The sequence below is a fragment of the Phyllobacterium phragmitis genome (assembly GCF_002980495.1).
In the GTDB taxonomy this organism is placed as follows: domain Bacteria; phylum Pseudomonadota; class Alphaproteobacteria; order Rhizobiales; family Rhizobiaceae; genus Paramesorhizobium; species Paramesorhizobium phragmitis.
Genome location: NZ_PVBR01000002.1, coordinates 25,098 through 43,206 on the forward strand (window position 1 = coordinate 25,098; position 18,109 = coordinate 43,206).

General features: G+C 62.3%; 15 protein-coding genes, 1 pseudogene and 1 riboswitch. Of the genes and pseudogenes, 4 read left to right on the forward strand and 12 right to left on the reverse strand.

Annotation, left to right across the window (positions count from 1 at the left end; genetic code table 11):
* Positions 1 to 26: 26 nt before the first annotated feature.
* The 3 genes from cobD to cobA are packed head-to-tail and all read right to left on the reverse strand — an operon-like array spanning position 27 to position 3,205.
* Positions 27 to 1,025 (reverse strand): threonine-phosphate decarboxylase CobD, encoded by a 999-nt coding sequence (gene cobD / locus C5748_RS02305; RefSeq protein WP_105740335.1) that lies wholly within the window; start codon positions 1,023 to 1,025, stop codon positions 27 to 29.
* Positions 1,022 to 2,341, reverse strand: coding sequence for a cobyrinic acid a,c-diamide synthase CobB (locus C5748_RS02310; protein ID WP_105740336.1), 1,320 nt, complete (start codon positions 2,339 to 2,341; stop codon positions 1,022 to 1,024). The genes cobD and C5748_RS02310 overlap by 4 nt, the downstream gene beginning before the upstream one ends.
* Positions 2,342 to 2,350: 9 nt before the next feature.
* A complete protein-coding gene (cobA, locus tag C5748_RS02315; RefSeq protein WP_105740337.1) occupies positions 2,351 to 3,205 on the reverse strand; it encodes a uroporphyrinogen-III C-methyltransferase in 855 nt (284 codons plus the stop codon).
* Between the two features lie 133 nt (positions 3,206 to 3,338).
* Here cobA and C5748_RS02320 point away from each other — a divergent pair, with 133 nt between their 5' ends.
* Together C5748_RS02320 and C5748_RS02330 are read left to right on the forward strand one after the other, a co-directional pair.
* Positions 3,339 to 4,457 (forward strand): cobalt-precorrin-5B (C(1))-methyltransferase, encoded by a 1,119-nt coding sequence (locus C5748_RS02320; protein WP_105740338.1) that lies wholly within the window; start codon positions 3,339 to 3,341, stop codon positions 4,455 to 4,457.
* Positions 4,458 to 4,670: 213 nt separating this feature from the next.
* A complete protein-coding gene (locus C5748_RS02330; protein ID WP_425350194.1) occupies positions 4,671 to 5,420 on the forward strand; it encodes a cobalt-precorrin-6A reductase in 750 nt (249 codons plus the stop codon).
* Here the strand turns inward: C5748_RS02330 and cobM are convergent.
* Complete coding sequence (gene cobM / locus C5748_RS28765) at positions 5,406 to 6,188, reverse strand: precorrin-4 C(11)-methyltransferase (RefSeq protein WP_245428777.1); 783 nt, start codon at positions 6,186 to 6,188, stop codon at positions 5,406 to 5,408. The genes C5748_RS02330 and cobM overlap by 15 nt on opposite strands.
* 99 nt (positions 6,189 to 6,287) lie before the next feature.
* A pseudogene (locus C5748_RS28770) lies at positions 6,288 to 6,686 on the reverse strand (cobalamin biosynthesis protein); the annotation flags it as partial.
* Positions 6,687 to 6,903: 217 nt separating this feature from the next.
* On the opposite strand from C5748_RS28770, the gene C5748_RS28495 reads away from it, so the two are divergent.
* Complete coding sequence (locus C5748_RS28495; protein WP_199194684.1) at positions 6,904 to 7,074, forward strand: hypothetical protein; 171 nt, start codon at positions 6,904 to 6,906, stop codon at positions 7,072 to 7,074.
* Between the two features lie 78 nt (positions 7,075 to 7,152).
* Here the strand turns inward: C5748_RS28495 and cobO are convergent, their stop codons facing one another.
* The 7 genes from cobO to C5748_RS02375 all read right to left on the reverse strand — a co-directional run bounded on the left by cobO (position 7,153) and on the right by C5748_RS02375 (position 16,817).
* On the reverse strand, positions 7,153 to 7,791 hold the full coding sequence (gene cobO, locus C5748_RS02340) for a cob(I)yrinic acid a,c-diamide adenosyltransferase (RefSeq protein ID WP_105740340.1): 639 nt from the start codon (positions 7,789 to 7,791) through the stop codon (positions 7,153 to 7,155).
* Positions 7,784 to 11,875: a cobaltochelatase subunit CobN gene (gene cobN / locus C5748_RS02345; protein ID WP_105740341.1), complete on the reverse strand. Its 4,092-nt coding sequence runs from the start codon at positions 11,873 to 11,875 to the stop codon at positions 7,784 to 7,786. The genes cobO and cobN overlap by 8 nt, the downstream gene beginning before the upstream one ends.
* Positions 11,876 to 12,127: 252 nt before the next feature.
* On the reverse strand, positions 12,128 to 13,180 hold the full coding sequence (gene cobW / locus C5748_RS02350) for a cobalamin biosynthesis protein CobW (protein ID WP_105740342.1): 1,053 nt from the start codon (positions 13,178 to 13,180) through the stop codon (positions 12,128 to 12,130).
* Between the two features lie 5 nt (positions 13,181 to 13,185).
* The gene (cobU, locus tag C5748_RS02355) at positions 13,186 to 13,701 is read right to left on the reverse strand and encodes a bifunctional adenosylcobinamide kinase/adenosylcobinamide-phosphate guanylyltransferase (protein ID WP_105740343.1); all 516 of its coding nucleotides are present in this window, start codon (positions 13,699 to 13,701) and stop codon (positions 13,186 to 13,188) included.
* 211 nt (positions 13,702 to 13,912) lie between these two features.
* Complete coding sequence (locus tag C5748_RS02365; protein WP_105740344.1) at positions 13,913 to 14,626, reverse strand: CbtA family protein; 714 nt, start codon at positions 14,624 to 14,626, stop codon at positions 13,913 to 13,915.
* Positions 14,627 to 14,795: 169 nt separating this feature from the next.
* Positions 14,796 to 14,978, reverse strand: coding sequence for a CbtB domain-containing protein (locus C5748_RS02370; protein WP_105740345.1), 183 nt, complete (start codon positions 14,976 to 14,978; stop codon positions 14,796 to 14,798).
* 51 nt (positions 14,979 to 15,029) lie between these two features.
* A riboswitch (cobalamin riboswitch) is annotated at positions 15,030 to 15,251 on the reverse strand.
* A gap of 108 nt (positions 15,252 to 15,359) precedes the next feature.
* Positions 15,360 to 16,817: a cobyric acid synthase gene (locus tag C5748_RS02375; protein WP_105740346.1), complete on the reverse strand. Its 1,458-nt coding sequence runs from the start codon at positions 16,815 to 16,817 to the stop codon at positions 15,360 to 15,362.
* A gap of 122 nt (positions 16,818 to 16,939) precedes the next feature.
* On the opposite strand from C5748_RS02375, the gene C5748_RS02380 reads away from it, so the two are divergent.
* Positions 16,940 to 18,106: an isobutyryl-CoA dehydrogenase gene (locus C5748_RS02380; RefSeq protein WP_105740347.1), complete on the forward strand. Its 1,167-nt coding sequence runs from the start codon at positions 16,940 to 16,942 to the stop codon at positions 18,104 to 18,106.
* The last annotated feature ends 3 nt before the right edge of the window (positions 18,107 to 18,109 follow it).

Genomic DNA, 18,109 nt, shown 5'->3' on the forward strand with positions numbered 1-18,109 from the left:
TTGACCGGAAAACATGAATCAGCATCTCAGCGGCACGCATCTGTCAGAGCCTGCTCCAGACGTTCGAACCCGGCCTCGTCGACGGCAAGGCCGATACGCAGCCAATCCGGGGCGTAGTCGAATTTACGCACCAATATATGCTGGCGGCCCATATGATCATGAAGCACATGGGCATCCGGATGGCGAATGAGCGCGAATAACGCGGTCCCGCCGATCTCTTCGATGCCCGTTCGCTCGAATATGGTAGACAACCGGGCACGGCGGACAGCAAGACGCGCGCGAAACCCATCCAGAACCGGACCGCGCTGGAATGCGTGGGCGGCAATCGCCAGCGCCGGGCCGGAAACCGCCCAGGGACCGAGCCGTTCCGCCAGTTTTTGCGCAATAGCTGCACTGGAAATCGCAAACCCAAGTCGCAAACCCGCAAGTCCGAAAAATTTTCCAAAGGATTTCAGGAGAATCAGATTGTCGCCGCCTGCCCGTGCCGCGACGCTGATTTCCGGACTGGCATCGGCAAAAGCCTCGTCTACGACCAGAAAGCCGCCACGCGCCTCAAGCCGTTGCGCCAGCGCCAGAATCTCGTCGCCGGGCACGACGCGGCCATCAGGGTTGTTCGGATTGACCACCACGGCGGCTTTCGCTGTTTCCGGGATGGAACCAATGTCGGAGCAAGGCAGGACACGCCAGCCCGCCCGCGCAAAAGCGGCATGATGCTCCTGATAGGTCGGGGAAAGAATGGCCACTTCGCCGGGGCTTCCAAGCTCCGGCACGATCTGGATCAGCGCCTGCGTGCCCGGAGCAGCAATCACAGCGGCTTCGTCTGCCACACCATAATAGCCTCGCGCCGCCGCGAGCGCCCGGCTTAGAAGCGCCTCATCCGGCAGCCTGTTCCAAACCTCGGGCGCAATGGCAGGCAACGAAAAGGCTTCCGGATTGATACCCGTGGAAAGATCGAGCCAATCCGCCCGGGCGCCGCCGAAGCGAGCCATGGCGCGGTCGAGCGCACCGCCATGTTCGATCGTCATATGTCGTCTCCGGCGCCATCCCCGGCGATATCGATCAGATGCATGAAGGAACCCGCTACCGATCCCACGCGCAAACCGGCTTGGCCGATATCCGTATCCGCCGCGTCAGCCACTTCAAAAAGCCTGTCCGCCGCCCCTTCCCTGACGATGCTGGCATAATGAAACTCATGCCCCCGCAGCGGCATGTTCCAGAACGATCCGGCAAGCGGCGTCAGCTTGCGGTAGCCGAGATGCAGCTTGCGCTTGGCGAAGCTCGTTTCGACAGGCAGAAGGCCGAGCATTTCATGCCGCCGCCCTTCCGCGTCCTCTATTCCCGAGCCCAACACCATATAGCCGCCGCACTCGCCATAGATGACGCTGCCCTTCGCCGCGGCCTGCCGCAATCCGTCCCGGAACCTCGATGCGGAAGCCAGACGCCCACCATGCAGTTCGGGATAGCCGCCCGGCAGATAAATGGCATCCGCATCCGGCGCAGGCGCTTCATCGGCAAGCGGCGAGAAAAAGCTAAGTTCTGCGCCTCGCCTGCGCCAGCCGTCGAGAATATGCGCATAGGAAAAGGCGAAGGCATCGTCGCGCGCCACCGCGATGTGCTGCCCCAGCGGCGGAAGCCGCGGCACGTTGGCCGCAGCCACACCAGCCTGGACCTGGCGCGCGATCTCCTCGAACCGTGTCAGATCGAGCCTTTCGGCCATGATTCGGCCCGCCTGTGCGATGAAGGCTTCGAGATCGCCATGCTCGCCCGCCTGTATCAACCCGAGATGGCGTTCGGGCAAATGCAGCGCCTCGTCACGCGGCACGACGCCGAGAACCGGAATGCCGAGCGGCTGAAGTGCCGTGCGCAGCATAGCCTCGTGCCTGGCGCTGCCGACCCGGTTCAGCACCAGCCCCGCAATGAAGACATTGCGCCGGAAATCGCGGAACCCGCTGACGAGAGCCGCCACCGACTGCGATTGCCGACTGCAATCCACCACCAAAATGACCGGCAGTCCGAGATGGATCGCGAGATCGGCGGCGGAGCCGGTCCCGTCGACGGCGCCATCGAACAGGCCCATCATGGCCTCGACGGCAAGAAGCCTGGTCCCTTCGGTCATACGCGAGGCGAGCGCGCTGATCAGTTCCGGTCGCATCGCCCAGGGATCGAGATTGAAGCATTGCACCCCACTCGCAGCCGCGTGAAACGCCGGATCGATATAGTCCGGCCCGGCCTTGGCCGGCGCCAGCGCGACACCCCTCTCCTTGAGGGCCCGCAACAGGCCGAGCGTCACCGTCGTCTTGCCCGAGCCCGAACAGGGGGCGGCGATCAGAAATCCCATCATTTGGACGGTTTACCCCGTTTCCTTGCCGTGGCGAATCTCGCGATTCTTCAGCGGATCGGCAACGAGCATACGTCCGTTGGCCGCGCCCATCCAGTCGAGCGCGGCGCGAAACCGCACCACCTCGCCGACGACGACGATGGCCGGAGGCGCGAACCCCGCCGCTTCCACATCCGCCTCGGCCTGGCGCAACGTCGTTTCGAGAACCCGCTGTTCGGCCGTGGTCGCATTGCAGATGAAGGCGACGGGCTCGTCAGGCGAACGTCCGGCTGCGATCAGCCGTCCGGTGATCAGGCCGATATGCTTCATCGCCATATACATGACGATGACAGGCGATCCCCTGGCGATCGCCGCCCAGTCCATGGTGTCGGGCACGACGCCCGTCGCGTCATGCCCGGTGAGGAAGGTGACGCTTTGATTGACGTCGCGATGCGTCGCAGGAATGCCGGCATAGGCAAGGCCGCCGATACCAGCCGTGACGCCGGGCACGATGCGGAACGGAATGCCGTGCTCGACCAGCATCAGCGCCTCCTCGCCACCGCGCCCGAAGATGAAGGGATCGCCGCCCTTCAGCCGCAGCACGCGCTTGCCCTCGCGGGCGAGTTCCACGAGCCGCAGCGAGATGTCGCGCTGCTTTGGCGAAGGTTTACCGCCGCGCTTGCCCGCATAGACGAGGGCGGCCCCTTCGCGCGCCATGGCAAGGCATTCGGCATCGACCAGCGCATCATAGACGATCACATCCGCCTGTTCGAGACCATTGGCAGCGTGCAACGTCAATAGCCCGGGATCGCCCGGTCCGGCGCCGACCAGCCAGACATGGCCCGGCTCGAAGACCGGCAAGGCCTTGCCTTTTCCCGCTGCGCTCATTTTTGCCTCCTGTTTCGCCTAGACTTGGGGAGTAAGGGAATAGGGGAATAAGGGAGTATGTTTTTTTAGCAGACCTACTCCCCTACTCACTTATTCCCTTACTCCCCTAATTACCTTGCTCTATAAGGCGCATATGAGCGACGAACCAGATGCCGGGACAAGAAAAACAGGTCCGGGAGAGCCCCAGAAGCCGCTGCGGCGCGGCTGGACGACCGGCGCATGCGCGACCGCGGCGACCAAGGCCGCGCTGACCGCGCTCATCACAGGCGAATTTCCCGATCCGGTCGGCATCATCCTGCCCAAGGGCGAAGTGCCGTTCTTTCCGCTGGCGCTCGAAGGGCTCGGTGAAGGCTACGCCATGGCCGCCATCGTCAAGGATGCCGGCGACGACCCTGACGTGACCCATGGCGCGACGATCATCTCCACCGTCTTTCCCGCCGAGCCCGGCAGCGGCATCATTTTCGCCGCCGGTGAAGGAGTCGGCACCGTCACCCTACCCGGACTGCCGATCCAGCCCGGCGAGGCGGCGATCAACCCCGTTCCCCGCGCCATGATGTGCGCCATCTGCGAGGAGATTTGCGCCGAATACGATCTTCCCGCCGATCTGGTCATCACCATTTCCGTCCCCGATGGCGAGGAGATCGCCAAAAAGACATGGAACCCTCGTCTCGGGATCGTCGGCGGCATATCCATCCTTGGCACGACGGGAATCGTCCATCCCTTTTCCTGCTCGTCATGGATTCACTCGATCCATAGCGGCATCGATGTCGCTCGCGCAGCAAACCTCACCCATGTGCTGGGTGCAACCGGCTCCACCTCCGAGGACGCAGCCCAGAAGATCTACAACCTGCCCGAAATCGCGCTGCTCGACATGGGCGATTTCGCCGGCGGACTGCTCAAATATCTGCGTGTTCATCCCATCGAAAAACTCACCATCGCCGGCGGCTTCGCCAAATTGACCAAGCTTGCCCAGGGTGCACTCGACCTGCACTCGTCGCGAAGCCAGATCGATATGCAATTCCTCTGGGCTGAAGCCGAAAAGCTTGGTGCTGACGCGGCGATAAAGGAGCGGATTCTTTCTGCGAACACCGCGCAGGAAGCGCTTGAAATGACTCAAGGAATAGGCATCGACCTTGCCCGCCCGATCGCCGAACGCGCCCGCACAACCGCGCTCGGCGTCCTCAGAGGCGCGCCGGTCGAGGTGGAAGTCATCGTCACCGACCGCAAGGGGAATATTCTTGCGCGGGTTTAGATTCTTTCAGATGAAATCGCTCGGCCATTACCCCCCTCTGCCCTGCCGGGCATCTCCCCCTCAAGGGGGGAGATTGGCTGACATTAATAACGGAGCTTTATCCTGCTACGTCGGCGATTGGCGGCAACGGTACTCACATCCAATCTCCCCCCTTGAGGGGGAGATGCCCGGCAGGGCAGAGGGGGGTGTCTCGCGACCGGCACTCATTTATAAGTGAACCCCACCATCCTCATCCTCGGCGGCACCATGGAGGCGGCCGAACTCGCCAGACGCCTCGCGCCCCAGCCCTTGCGAAGCATCACCTCACTCGCCGGCCGCACGCGCAATCCCGCAAATCTCGACGGTGACGTACGCAGTGGCGGCTTCGGCGGTGCGGAAGGTCTCGCCCGATATATCGAGGCGGAGGATGTGACGCTGGTGGTGGATGCCACCCATCCCTTCGCCACGCAGATCTCCCCCAATGCGGCAAAGGCAGCAGAACTAACCGCCCGGCCCATCATCCGGCTCGAACGCCCGGCCTGGCAGAAGACCGAAGGTGACCGCTGGCACGAAGTCGCCACGCTCGAAGATGCAGCTTCCGCTATTCCCTCAGGCGCGCGCGATATGCTGGCGCTTGGCCGCCAGCATATCGCGGCCTTTGCCGCGCGCCATGACGTCCACTTCGTGGTACGCATGATCGATCCGCCCGAAGCACCGCTCGATCTCGCCTCCTACGAGCTAGTGCTCGCCAGACCCGGCAAATGCGGGGATGAGGAAGTCTTCCTCCGGGAGCGGCGCATCACCCATATCGTCTGTCGCAACTCCGGCGGCACCGCCTCATATGCCAAGCTGAAAGCCGCACGCACGCTGCAAATTCCGGTCATCCTCATCGCGCGTCCACCACAATCATTCGCCAATGCCGTGGGCGATATCGAAGCGGTTCTCGATTTCATCGAGGCGCACACCGGCTTACGCCTCGCCTGAAGCCTCGGTAGGCGTCGAGTTGCGCAGGGCGTGGATATGATCCTTGTGATAAAGTGCCGAATCCCTGAAATTCTCTGGCGCCAGCCCACGCCCGACGAAAATCATCGCGGTGCGCGCCAGCTTCGCCTCCCTCACCTTCTCCCCGATATCGGCAAGCGTTCCCCTGACGAACTGCTCATCCGGCCAGCCGACGCGATAGGCGACGATCACCGGACAATCCGGCCCATAGAGCGGCGTCAGCTCGCGCTCGATATGCGCCATGTTGCGGATCGAGAGATGGATCACCAACGTCGCGCCCGAACGCCCAAGTGTCGCCAGATCCTCGCCTTCCGGCATCCCGGACGATTTCATCGAGGTGCGCGTCAGGATCACAGTCTGGTTCACCTCGGGGATCGTCAGTTCCTGTTTCAGTGCGGCGGCGGCGGCGGCGAAGGCGGGAACGCCCGGCGTCACCTCATAGGGAATGTTCAACTGATCGAGCCGCCGCATCTGCTCGGCCATCGCGCCATAGATCGACGGATCGCCCGAATGCACCCGCGCCACGTCATGGCCCGCCAGATGCGCCGCCTGCAACTCCGCGATGATCTCATCGAGCGTCAGGACCGACGTGTCGATCACCCGTGCGCCTTCCGGCGCGGATGCAACCACCTCCTTCGGCACCAGCGACCCGGCATAAAGGCAGACCGGGCAACGCTCGATCAGCCGCAAGCCCCTGACGGTGATGAGGTCCGCCGCCCCCGGACCGGCGCCGATGAAATGAACGGTCATGGCTGGAACACCCCCCTCTGCCCTGCCGGGCAGAGGGGGGTGATTTGGCGCATATGACCTTTTTCCATAGAAAACCCTATTACCCACGGCGATGGCGACCGTCACATGTTGCGAGCGCATTTTCGGCACGACCAGCCGCGCGCCCGGTCCCGCCCCCGCCAAGGCCGCGCTCTCCGCCACGCCATGGCAGCCGACGGCGCGATAGACCGCATCGGATGGATTTTGCAGGCGCGGCGTCTCCTCCTCGAGCCGTTGCGCATCAAAAAACATCGCTTCCAGCCTGAAATGCTCCGCCAGCGCCTGAACCGCGGGTTCCGTCATCTTCCTGTCGAGCGAGAAGATACCTCCCAGAGAATCGACGCCAAAGCCCGAAACCTGCAATGCCCGCTCCGCCAGCCCGATCGCTTCGGCCGCTTCGGCACCGCGCTCGCAGCCGACGCCGAGCGCCAGGAATGGCGTCTTTTCGTCGGGAGCCCGATCATATTCTCCTGATGCCATCGAAATTCTCCCCACCGAACAGCGCCGAACCGGCCCCGTAACTGCATTGGTCACGAAATATTGTTTCTGCTAATCTCCGCGTTGCGAATCGGTCGCTTGCGTATGTGTTCTAAGGAACTGCTTTGCAATAACTTCCGCCGCAATCGGCATAGAGGGGGCTCTATCTGATCATTTTACGGTTTGTCGATTTCAATTATTCTCCAAGGAGGAGATTATTATGAAACTCAATGCACCTACGCAGGTTGTCTTTTTCATCAGCCTTGTGATCGCCATTATAGCGCTGATATCGTTTTTCGGAGCGCTCGCCTTCATTCCCGTCGCCGCTTTCTGGATTCTGGCGGTCGCCTATGTGGTGCTCCTCGCCGGATGCGTGCTCAAGAACATCTGACAAGCGGCCACGGTTCCGTCGTCATACTCTGATTGCGAGCAGCACCGCGCCGCTCGCAATCGGCAGAACCCCGAACGTTTAGAACTCTATTCCCTTCTGCGCCTTCACGCCGGACCGGAAGGGATGCTTGATCATTTCCATCTCGGTGACGAGATCGGCGAATTCGATCAGTTCGTCCTTGGCGTTGCGCCCGGTGATGATGACGTGCTTCATGGCTGGCTTGGCGTTGAGCACCTCGATGATTTCCTCGACCGGCAAATAATCATAGCGCAGCACGATGTTGAGCTCGTCACAGAGCACTATGTCATGCTCATCGTCGAGGATCATGGCTTTCGCCTGTTCCCAGGCGTCCCGCGCCATGGCGATATCGCGGACGCGGTCCTGCGTTTCCCAGGTGAAGCCCTCGCCCATGGCGGAAATCGTCACCTGCTCGGGGAATTTCTCCAGCACCCAGCGCTCGCCCGTGTCCCATGAACCTTTGACAAACTGCACCACGCCGATCTTCATGCCGTGGCCGAGCGCGCGGAACACCACGCCGAAACCCGCCGTCGACTTGCCCTTGCCCTTGCCCGTATTGACGATGACGAGACCCTTCTCGTCCGTCTTGGTGGCGAGAATCTTGTCGCGCGCCGCCTTCTTCTTCTTCATCTTGTCGGCATGACGGAGGTTCAGTTCCTCCTCGCTCAACCCGGCAAGTTTCTCTGATTTTTCAGCCATTTGGCATCGCTCCCTGAATCAATTTATCAGCATTTGCTACTTTAGTAAGATCAAAACGGGCGGAATTTGATCGCGGCGCCCACAGCCCCCGGTCGATCGCCTCGGCAAGCTTTTCAGCCATCTCCGCCAGCGCGGCGGGATTTTTCTCCGCCAGAAAATCATGCACATGGCCATCGGCGATAAACGCCTGATAGACCGCCTCGAAATGATGGTTCGCCACCGCGCCGGTGGTTGCAGAGAAGGCGAAGAGATAATCCACCGTCGCCGCCATCTCGGATGCGCCCTTGTAGCCATGGCGCATCACGCCCGCGATCCATTTCGGATTGACGACGCGGGCCCGCACCACGCGGCTGATCTCTTCTTCCAGCGTGCGGATGACGGGGCGCTCAGGCCGCGAATGATCATTGTGGTAGATCGCGGGGCGCTTGACCGTCAGATGCTCGACCGCCGCCGCCATGCCGCCCTCGAACTGGTAATAATCGTCGCTGTCGAGCAGATCATGCTCGCGATTGTCCTGGTTCTGGATCACCGCTTCGACGGATTTCAGCCGCTCTTCCAGAAGGCCGCGCTCAGCCTTCCCCTCCTCGCCCGCGCCATAGGCATAGCCGCCCCAGACGAGCCACGCCTCGGCCAGATCGCCCCGATCCTGCCAGCCCTTCTCATCCATCAGCGCCTGCAAGCCCGCGCCATAAGCGCCCGGCTTGGAGCCGAAAACGCGGTAGCCAGCCTTGCGCCGCGCCGATTTTTCATCCTCGCCCTCGGCCTTCAGGCGAGCTTCCTCGCGTCGCATCCGTGCGGCAATCGGATTGTCGGCCTCATCCTCATCAAGCGAACCAACCGCCCGCACTGCTTGATCGAAAAGCGCAATCTGGTCGGGAAAGGCATCGCGGAAGAACCCGGAAATGCGCAATGTCACATCGACACGCGGGCGGCCAAGCATCGCCAACGGCACGATTTCATAGCCGGTGACCCGACGCGAAGCCATGTCCCAGACCGGCTTGACGCCGATCAATGCCAGCGCCTGGGCGATATCGTCGCCGCCGGTTCGCATGTTCGACGTGCCCCATGCCGTCAGCCCGAACGAGGTCGGCCATTCGCCATGATCCTGCGTGTAGCGGGTGATGAGCAGTTCGGCGGATTTTTTACCAAGGTCCCAGGCAGCCCGCGTCGGCACCGCACGGCTGTCGATGGAAAAGAAATTGCGCCCCGTCGGCAGCACATCCGGCCGCCCCCGCGTCGGCGCCCCCGATGGGCCGGGAGCCACGAACCGCCCATCGAGCGCGGTGAGCAAGGCACCAGTCTCCGCTGGGCCACATGCTTCCACGGCAGGCCGCAGATGCGCGGCGATGCCATCGAGCACGGCGCGCGTGGCGCTCCACTCTTCAGGGCATTCCACCTCGCCGCCCACGAACTTCGCCGCCAGAAGCTCAATCCGCTCGACCGTATCGCCGGTAATCCGCCATGGGTCGATAGAGATTGATTGCAGGATTTCGGGCTTTGGGCCGGTCCATGGGGCGGACATATCGCAGTCGAGGGGATCGAACGAGGCATCCTTACGAACACCCCCCTCTGTCCTGCCGGACATCTCCCCCACAAGGGGGGAGATTGGCTGACATAAAACTCCGTTCTCATTCTTCAACGTCTGCGATTGGCCTAAATCTTGATGAAGGCTAATCTCCCCCCTTGTGGGGGAGATGGCTGGCAAGCCAGAGGGGGGTGCTGCCACGCACGACACCCCCGCATCCCCCGCAATCGCCCGCTGCAAGCTCATATCCGCCTCTCCAGACCCCCGCGGCACCCGCGCCAGCGCCACCAGCAAATCCGTCAACAACCGCCCCTCAGGCGATTGCCCGAACACATGCAGCCCATCGCGGATCTGCATTTCCTTCAAATCGCATAGATACGCGTCGAGCTTTTGCAGCGCCAGATCCTCGCCGTCATGCTCATGAATCCCCGCATCATGATCCAGCCCGATATCGCGCACCAGATCCAGTATCTGCCCTTTCAATCGCCGCAAGCGGCGCGGGTCCACACCCGCCGCCTCGTAATATTCATCCACCAGCGCTTCCAAATCCTTCAGCGGCCCATAGCTCTCCGCCCGTGTCAGCGGCGGGGTCAGATGGTCGATGATGACGGCGGCGGAGCGCCGCTTGGCCTGCGTCCCCTCGCCGGGATCGTTGACGATAAAGGGATAAATATGCGGCACCGCGCCGAAAACGGCTTCCGGGTAGCAAGTCTCCGACAGCGCTAGCGCCTTGCCCGGCAGCCATTCCAGATTGCCATGCTTGCCCATATGCACGATGGCATCCGCCTCGAACGCCTCGCGCAAGTGAGCGTAGAACGCGAGATAACCATGCGGCGGCACCAGATCGGGCGAGTGATAGCTTTCCTTGGGATCGATGTTATAGCCCCGCGCCGGCTGGATGCCGACCAGCGTTTCGCCAAACCGCGCCAGCGGCAAGGCAAAGCCACGCATGTCATCAAGAAAGAACGGATCGGCCTCCGGCGCACCCCATCGCGCCATAACCTCATCCTGAATCTTAAGCGGAAGCTTTTCAAAGAAGTGCTTATATTGATTCAGGGAAAGCGTTTCGCGGATTTCCCGCCCGTCGGTGGCCGCATTGGTCGGACCGGCCATGAGATGGCCGATCAGCGCATCGCCGCCATCGGGCAAATCGGCAACCGGATATCCCGCCGCCTGCATCGCCTGAAGCGCCTCCAGCGTCCCCGCTGGCGTATCCAGCCCGACGCCATTGCCCAGCCGCCCATCGCGGTTCGGATAATTCGCCATGATGATCGCAACCCGCCGCGCCGCCACCGGTTTGCGCCGCAACCCGGCCCAGCGCGCCGCAAGTTCGGCCACGAACGCCACGCGATCAGCGCGCGGCTCATGCGTGACGATATTCGCCTCGACCGCCTCATCATAGCGTCGCGCTGATTTGAACGAGACAGCGCGCGAAAGCACCCTGCCATCCACCTCCGGCAGGGCCACATTCATGGCGAGATCGCGCGCGGACAAGCCCTGCGGCGAAGTCTCCCAGGCCTCCGCCGTCGAGCCGGAAAAGATCGCCTGCAACACCACCGCGCCGCGCTTTTCCAGAACCGTCGGCTGACGGGCCGCGCCGGGCGCGGAGACGGCGAAACCGGTGGCGTTCAGCACCACATCGGGTGAAAGCTCGGCGAATATCCCGTCAAGTGTGGCCACGCAAACCGGGTCTTTGAGGCTCGATACGAACACCGGGAGCGGGTTCAGGCCCTGAGAGAACAGCGCATCGATCAGCGCCTCGACGCCTTTCGTCTGGCCACTTTGTACGAGGGCACGGTAGAAGCAGATTCCTACTACCGGACGGTGCTCACCCCCCTCTGCCTTGCCAGGCATCTCCCCCACAAGGGGGGAGATCAGGCCTTCATTGGGGTAGGCACCAATCGCAGACGTTGAAGAGTGAGCACCAGCCGCCGTGTCAGCTAATCTCCCCCCTTGTGGGGGAGATGGCTGGCAAGCCAGAGGGGGGTGAGCCGCCCACTCCCCCACCGAAACCACCCCTCGCCCCGGCCACCAAACACCCGCCTTCAGCAGCGGCGACGCCTCCGCCGGCTTCTCCCCCCGCCCCAGCAACGCCGCGCAATAATCCAGAAACCCGCGCGCGTTCAGCGCCCCACCCTCAATAAGATAATGCCAAAGCGCATCGCGATCCCCCACCGCAACCGTCGAAAACCGATGCAACCCCGCATCGGGCTTGTCATCACCGGGAAGCACCGCAAGCATGACACCATGATTGACCGCACAGGCATGAAGCGCCTCCAGCCCATAGGGCCAGTAGCTCTCACCCCCGATGACCCGCACCACGATCAACCGGGCGTACCGCGCGGTACGCTCAATGTATGTATCCACCGACATCGGATGGGCCAGCGCCATGATGCTGGCGAGCCGGAGCGTCGGCCCACTTTCAGCATACGCCGCCGCAAGGCTCGCAAGCTCCGTATCCGCCGCTGACAAAAACAGGATATCGCCCGGCGACTGACCCAGATCAACCGCCTCGCCGCCCTCCGTGATGGTTCCCTTTTGTGCGAGAAGAAGGTGCATTCGTAACTTTCTTGTTTAATGACCGGCGCCAAGCGCCCTCGCCCTTCGAGGCTCCGCTTCGCTCCGCACCTCAGGATGAGGGCTACAGAAACGCCGGGCATCCTTCACCCCCAGGATGAGGGCTCTTGAAACACCGGCACCCTTCACCCTCAGGATGAGGCTATTGAAACGCCGGCACCCTTCACCCTCATGGTGAGGTGCGATTGGAGCGAAGCGGAATGAGCCTCGAACCACGGGGGTGAAGGGCTGAGTTCACACCGCCGCCGCTGTCACCGCCTTCTCGATCGCCACATTATCAATATCATGCAGCCCAATCACCACCAGCCGCGAGGCCCGCGCCTCGTCCGCCTCCCATACCCTGTCGAAATAATGCTCGATACGCGTTCCCACCGCCTGCACCACGAGGCGCATCGGCTTATCAGGAACATCGACAAAACCCTTGAGCCGCAGGATATCATGCCCCGCAATCACGCCCTTCAGCTTTTCGACAAAAGCCTTCGGCTCGCAAACCGGCCCAAGCCCGACGACGAAGCTTTCGAACTCATCGTGGCTGTGTTCCTCACCCGCCTCATGCTCCATTTCATGATGCGATCTGCGGTTGGCGATATCAGTCTCCGTGCCGACGCCAAGACCGAGCAGCAGCTCCGCGCCGAGCTTGCCGAAGCTCGCCGGAACCATGTTCGGCACCCGATTGGTGCGGCTTGCCACATCCTCGCGCACCTTTTCAAGCTCGACCAGATCGATCAGATCGGCCTTGTTGAGCACGATCAGGTCGGCGGCGCGGATCTGGTCCTCGTAGAGCTCCTCCAGCGGGCTGTCATGGTCGAGCGCATCGTCTTGCACACGCTGCGCATCCACCCTGTCATGGTCGTCGGCAAAGCGGCCCTCGGCCACGGCGGCGGCGTCGATGACGGTGATGACGCCATCGACCGTCACCTGCGTCTTGATCTCCGGCCAGTTGAACGCGGCGACCAGCGGCTGCGGCAGAGCGAGGCCGGATGTCTCGATGACGATATGGTCCGGCCTGTCGGCCCGGTCGAGAAGCTTGGTCATCGTCGGAATGAAATCATCCGCCACCGTGCAGCAGATGCAGCCATTGTTCAACTCGATCACATCCTCCTCACGGCAAGTCTCGATGCCGCAACCCTTCAAGATGCCGCCATCGACGCCCAGATCGCCGAACTCGTTGATGATCAGCGCGATGCGTTTTCCATTGGCGTTTTCAAGCAGATGGCGGATCAGCGTCGTCTTGCCCGAACCCAGAAAGCCGGTGATCACGGTTGCCGGTATTTTTTGTCCCTGCATGGGGATTATCCCTTCATCTTGAGCGGCAATCCCGCCGCTATGAAATAAACGTCGTGGGCGGCGGCAGCTATCGCCTGATTGAGCCGCCCCGCATGGTCGCGAAATTCCCGCGCCATGCGATTATCAGGCACGATGCCAAGCCCCACCTCGTTGGAAACGAACAGAACCGTACCCGGCAGTTCGGTTATCGCTGAGCCAAGCCGCGCGGTCTCCGCCGCGATATCGCGCTCGGCCATCATCAGATTGGTCAGCCACAATGTCAGGCAATCGACCAGAACAGCGCGCTGCGGACCGGTATGGGCTGCAAGCACGCCGGTAAGATCGAGTGGCTCCTCAACCGTCGTCCAGATCGAACCGCGACGCTCTTTATGCGCCGCGATCCGCTCAATCATCTCGTCGTCATAGGCCTGCCCTGTCGCGATATAAACCGCTTCGAGACCCGACTGCTCGACAAGCCGCTCGGCAAAGACCGATTTGCCGGAGCGCGCGCCGCCAAGGACGAGTGTGGTTTTTCCGGGCACTGTTAGAGTCTTTCGTTTTTAGACGCTGGTGGGGCACAGCACCCCCCTCTGCCTTGCCAGGCATCTCCCCCACAAGGGGGGAGATTGGCTGACATGCTCTCAGCGCCCATTCTACAATGTCTGCGATTGGTGCCTTCGCTCATGAAAGCTAATCTCCCCCCTTGTGGGGGAGATGCCCGGCAGGGCAGAGGGGGGTTGCCTCGCGCTTCCATCAAACAGAACCCTCGATTTCCGCCGCCGCATACCGCTGCAACATCCAGCCCAGCGCCAGCCCGAGCACCGCCCACATGAAGAGATTGGTCGCAAGCGATGCCACCGCATATTCCGAGGCGAGCACGGCTGGAACGGGGGACGAAATGTCCCCAGCCTTCGGCGCGCCATAAAGATGCGGCGCGACGATTGCGGCGAGGCCGATCAGCTTCGCCCAAATCTCCCGCCGAAGCGCAATCAGATATAGCCCGACTGCCGAGAGCAGCACCGTCGCCACCCACCAGACCTGCCGCTCACCAAGATCGGCGGCGGGCATGGCAGGCAATTCTGGCGCAAGGCCGAGCGATGGCGCAAAGGCAAAGACGAAGAAGCCCGCAAGCCCCCAATAAATGCCGTTGCGCGCCGTGATCCGCCGACCCAGCAACAGCGCCACGCCGCCAAGCGCCAGCGCAAAACCAGCGCCCGCCACGAGATTGGCAAGGATGGTGTTGCCCAGACGCCCGAACGGCAACTCAGGCCCCGCCGCCTCTTGCTCAGTCGCTTCATGGCTATGAGGGACAGTAACACCAGCGCCATGATCATGGCCGCCCGCCGCATCCTCGAAAGTTTCGGCATGGATGATGAGCGGCACGGTGCGCAGATACATCGCCGGCGTCACGAGGATGCCTGCGAAGAGGCCGGCTACGACGGTAGCCAGCAGATATTTGACAAGCATGATTGTCTCCTAAAACGTCTCAGTCCTTCACCCTTGCCCTTCGAGGCTCGCTTCGCTCGCACCTCGCGATGAGGGTGAAGGAAGCTGACGTTCCAGTAGCCCTCATGGTGAGGTGCGGAGCGTAGCGAAGCCTCGAACCACGAGGGCGCGTGGCGGTGATTCTACCGTCTTAGTGGCAGGGAAACCCGTAGGAGTGGCGCGTATCGTGCGCCGAATCATGCAGCGCGTCGGAATGCGCGAGACCGACGCCATAGATCAGGAACGCGCCGAGCAGCAGCGAGACGACAGCCGTCGTCAGCCGTGTTGCGAGCGGCAAAGCCAGCGATTGGGAAAATTCAGTACGTGCAGCCATGACAACCTCCGTGCAGGCAGCAGGGGAAAACTCCCCAGGGGGTGCGGGCATCATTGCCCTATACGTCCGGCAGGTCTCCTGGCTCGCGGGTCGCAGGATCATTGCCGCCTTCCCGGTTTCCCAGTGGCTGCCCGAGGTCTCCCCCAAGGCGATGGCATGAACCCTATCCGCTCTACAGTCGCGGGGTCGGCTGCGATGAGGACGCCCTGTGTGGGTCCGTCCGTCGCATTCCCTTTTGATCCCTGAGCATGATCCCGAAAAGTTGCAGACTTTTCGGATAAGATCATGCGGCTAACGAATACTTGTCGGCCTTCGGGAACCAAACGTATGGTGGCACAGTATGATTTATGGGAACCGGCGTCAACGTACAGAAAGGCTGGATCAGCCTGCCGAGAGATTAAAAAGCGCATCCACATCGAGACATGCAGAAAGCTCCTCAGCCACCTCGTCCAGTGCCCGCTCCACCTCGGCGCGGTAGGAAACCGTGCCGCCGGAAACACCGAGAGAATTGAGGAGCTTCGCTCGAAACGCATCGGAGCCGAAAAGCCCGTGCAGATAGGTGCCGAAGACCCGTCCGTCGGCCGAGGCCGCGCCATCCGGCGCACCATTGATCAGCACCGGCGCGCGACTGCAATCAGGGCCATCGGTGCGGCCGAGATGAATTTCATAACCGTCGAGCGGCACGTCGAAGATAAGCGACTGCGCGCAAACATTGCGCACCGTCTTTTGCCTCTCCATCACCGTCTCGATATCGAGAAGCCCCAGGCCCTCCGTCTCCCTGATACCGCCTTCTATTCCATCCGGATCACGAACGATGCGCCCCAGCATCTGATAACCGCCGCAAATGCCGATGACATGGCCGCCGCGTCGCAGATGCATGTGCAAATCGCGGTCCCAGCCATTTTCGCGAAAGCGCGCGAGATCGCCGATGGTCGATTTCGAGCCCGGAATCACCACGAGACCGGCATCGGCGGGCAGCGGCTCGCCGCTCCTGATCATCACGACCTCCACTTGCGGCTCAGCCTTCAGCGGATCGAGATCATCGAAATTGGCGATGCGGTCGAGCACCGGCACGGCGACCTTCAGCGCCCTGCCCTCGCCCTTGGCAAGCCGTTCCAGCACCACCGAATCCTCCGCCGGCAGCCGCGCCGCAGCCTTCAGCCACGGCACCACGCCGAAGGACCGCCAGTCGGTGAAACCGGCGATCGCCGCAAGGCCGTCATCAAAAAGCGAGACATCGCCGCGGAACTTGTTGATGAGATAGCCGGCGATCATCTGCCGGTCGTCTTTGCAAAGGATCGCATGGGTGCCGACGATGGAAGCGATGACGCCGCCCCGGTCGATATCGCCGACCAGCACCACCGGCACGCGCGCCCGCGTCGCAAAGCCCATATTGGCGATGTCGCCGTCGCGCAGATTGATCTCGGCCGGCGAGCCGGCCCCTTCGACGATGACGATATCCGCGCCTGCGCGCACCTCTTCCCACGACTGCATCACCGCATCCATCAATTGCGGCTTGAGGCGCTGGTATTCTCTGCCCTTCGCGTGGCCAACCACCTTGCCCTGGACGACGATCTGGCTGCCGGTTTCCGATTGCGGCTTGAGCAGGACCGGGTTCATATGCACCGAGGACGGCACGCCGCAGGCAAGAGCCTGCAGCCATTGCGCCCGCCCGATCTCGCCGCCATCGTCGCTGACGGCGGCATTGTTCGACATGTTCTGCGGCTTGAACGGACGCACCGATAATCCGCGATGGCGCGCCAGCCGGCAAAGCCCGGCGACCAGCACCGTCTTGCCGACATCCGAACCGGTTCCCTGGAGCATGATGGCGCGCGTCATGCCGCTTGCCTAGCCCATCCGCGCCATCCTGCCTAGAGCGAGTTATTCGAAGGAAGCGTTTGCGCGCCGCCTCCATTGCTCTAGATTGAATCATCAAAGGCAAGGCACAATGGGAGGAGACCATGGACGCCGCCGTCGATCCATCCGCCGGGCAGTTCGAACTGACCGAGGAACAGCGCGCCATCCAGGACATGGCGCGCAGTTTCGCCCTCGACCGCATCGCGCCCAATGCGCTGCAATGGGACCGCGAGAGACATTTTCCCGCCGACGTCATCCGTGAAGCCGGCCCCCTCGGCATGGGCGGCATCTATGTCGGCGAGGATGTCGGAGGATCGGGACTGAAGCGCATCGATTCGGTAGTGATCTTCGAAGCGCTCGCCGGCGCCTGCCCCACCTTCTCCGCCTTCATCTCCATCCACAACATGGCGGCGTCGATGATCGATCTTTTCGGCAATGAGGAGCAGAGGCATCGTTTCCTGCCAAAACTCGTGTCGATGGAATGGCTAGCGAGCTATTGCCTGACCGAGCCTGGCTCCGGTTCGGACGCTGCGGCGCTGCGCACCCGCGCGATCCGCGACGGCGATCATTATGTGCTGAACGGCTCGAAACAATTCATATCGGGTGCAGGCGACAGCGACATCTATGTGACGATGGTGCGTACCGGCGAGGACGGGCCGAAGGGCATTTCGGCGCTGGTCATCCCGAAGGACGCGCCGGGCCTCTCCTTCGGCGCCAACGAACACAAGATGGGCTGGCACGCGCAGTCGACCCGCCAGGTGAACTTCGACAATTGCCGTGTCCCTGCGGAGAACCTTTTGGGTGAGGAAGGCTCAGGCTTTAGCATCGCCATGGCCGGTCTCGATGGCGGACGGCTCAATATCGCGGCCTGCTCGCTTGGCGGCGCCCAATCGGCGCTCAACAAGGCCATAGACTATACCGCGCAGCGCAAGGCTTTTGGCCAGACCATCAATCAGTTCCAGGCGCTCCAGTTCAGGCTCGCCGACATGGAGACGGAGCTTTCCGCCGCCAGGCTGCTGCTCTATGCGGCGGCAACCAAGCTCGACCGCAAGGCGCACGACGCCGGCAAATGGTCGGCCATGGCCAAGCGCTACGTCACCGATGCCGGCTTTTCGGTGGCCAATGACGCGCTGCAGCTTTTCGGCGGCTATGGCTATCTCCACGATTACGGCGTGGAGAAACTGGTGCGCGACCTGCGTGTCCACCAGATCCTCGAAGGCACCAACGAAATCATGCGCGTCATCATCGCCCACCAGATGATCGGCCGCTGACCG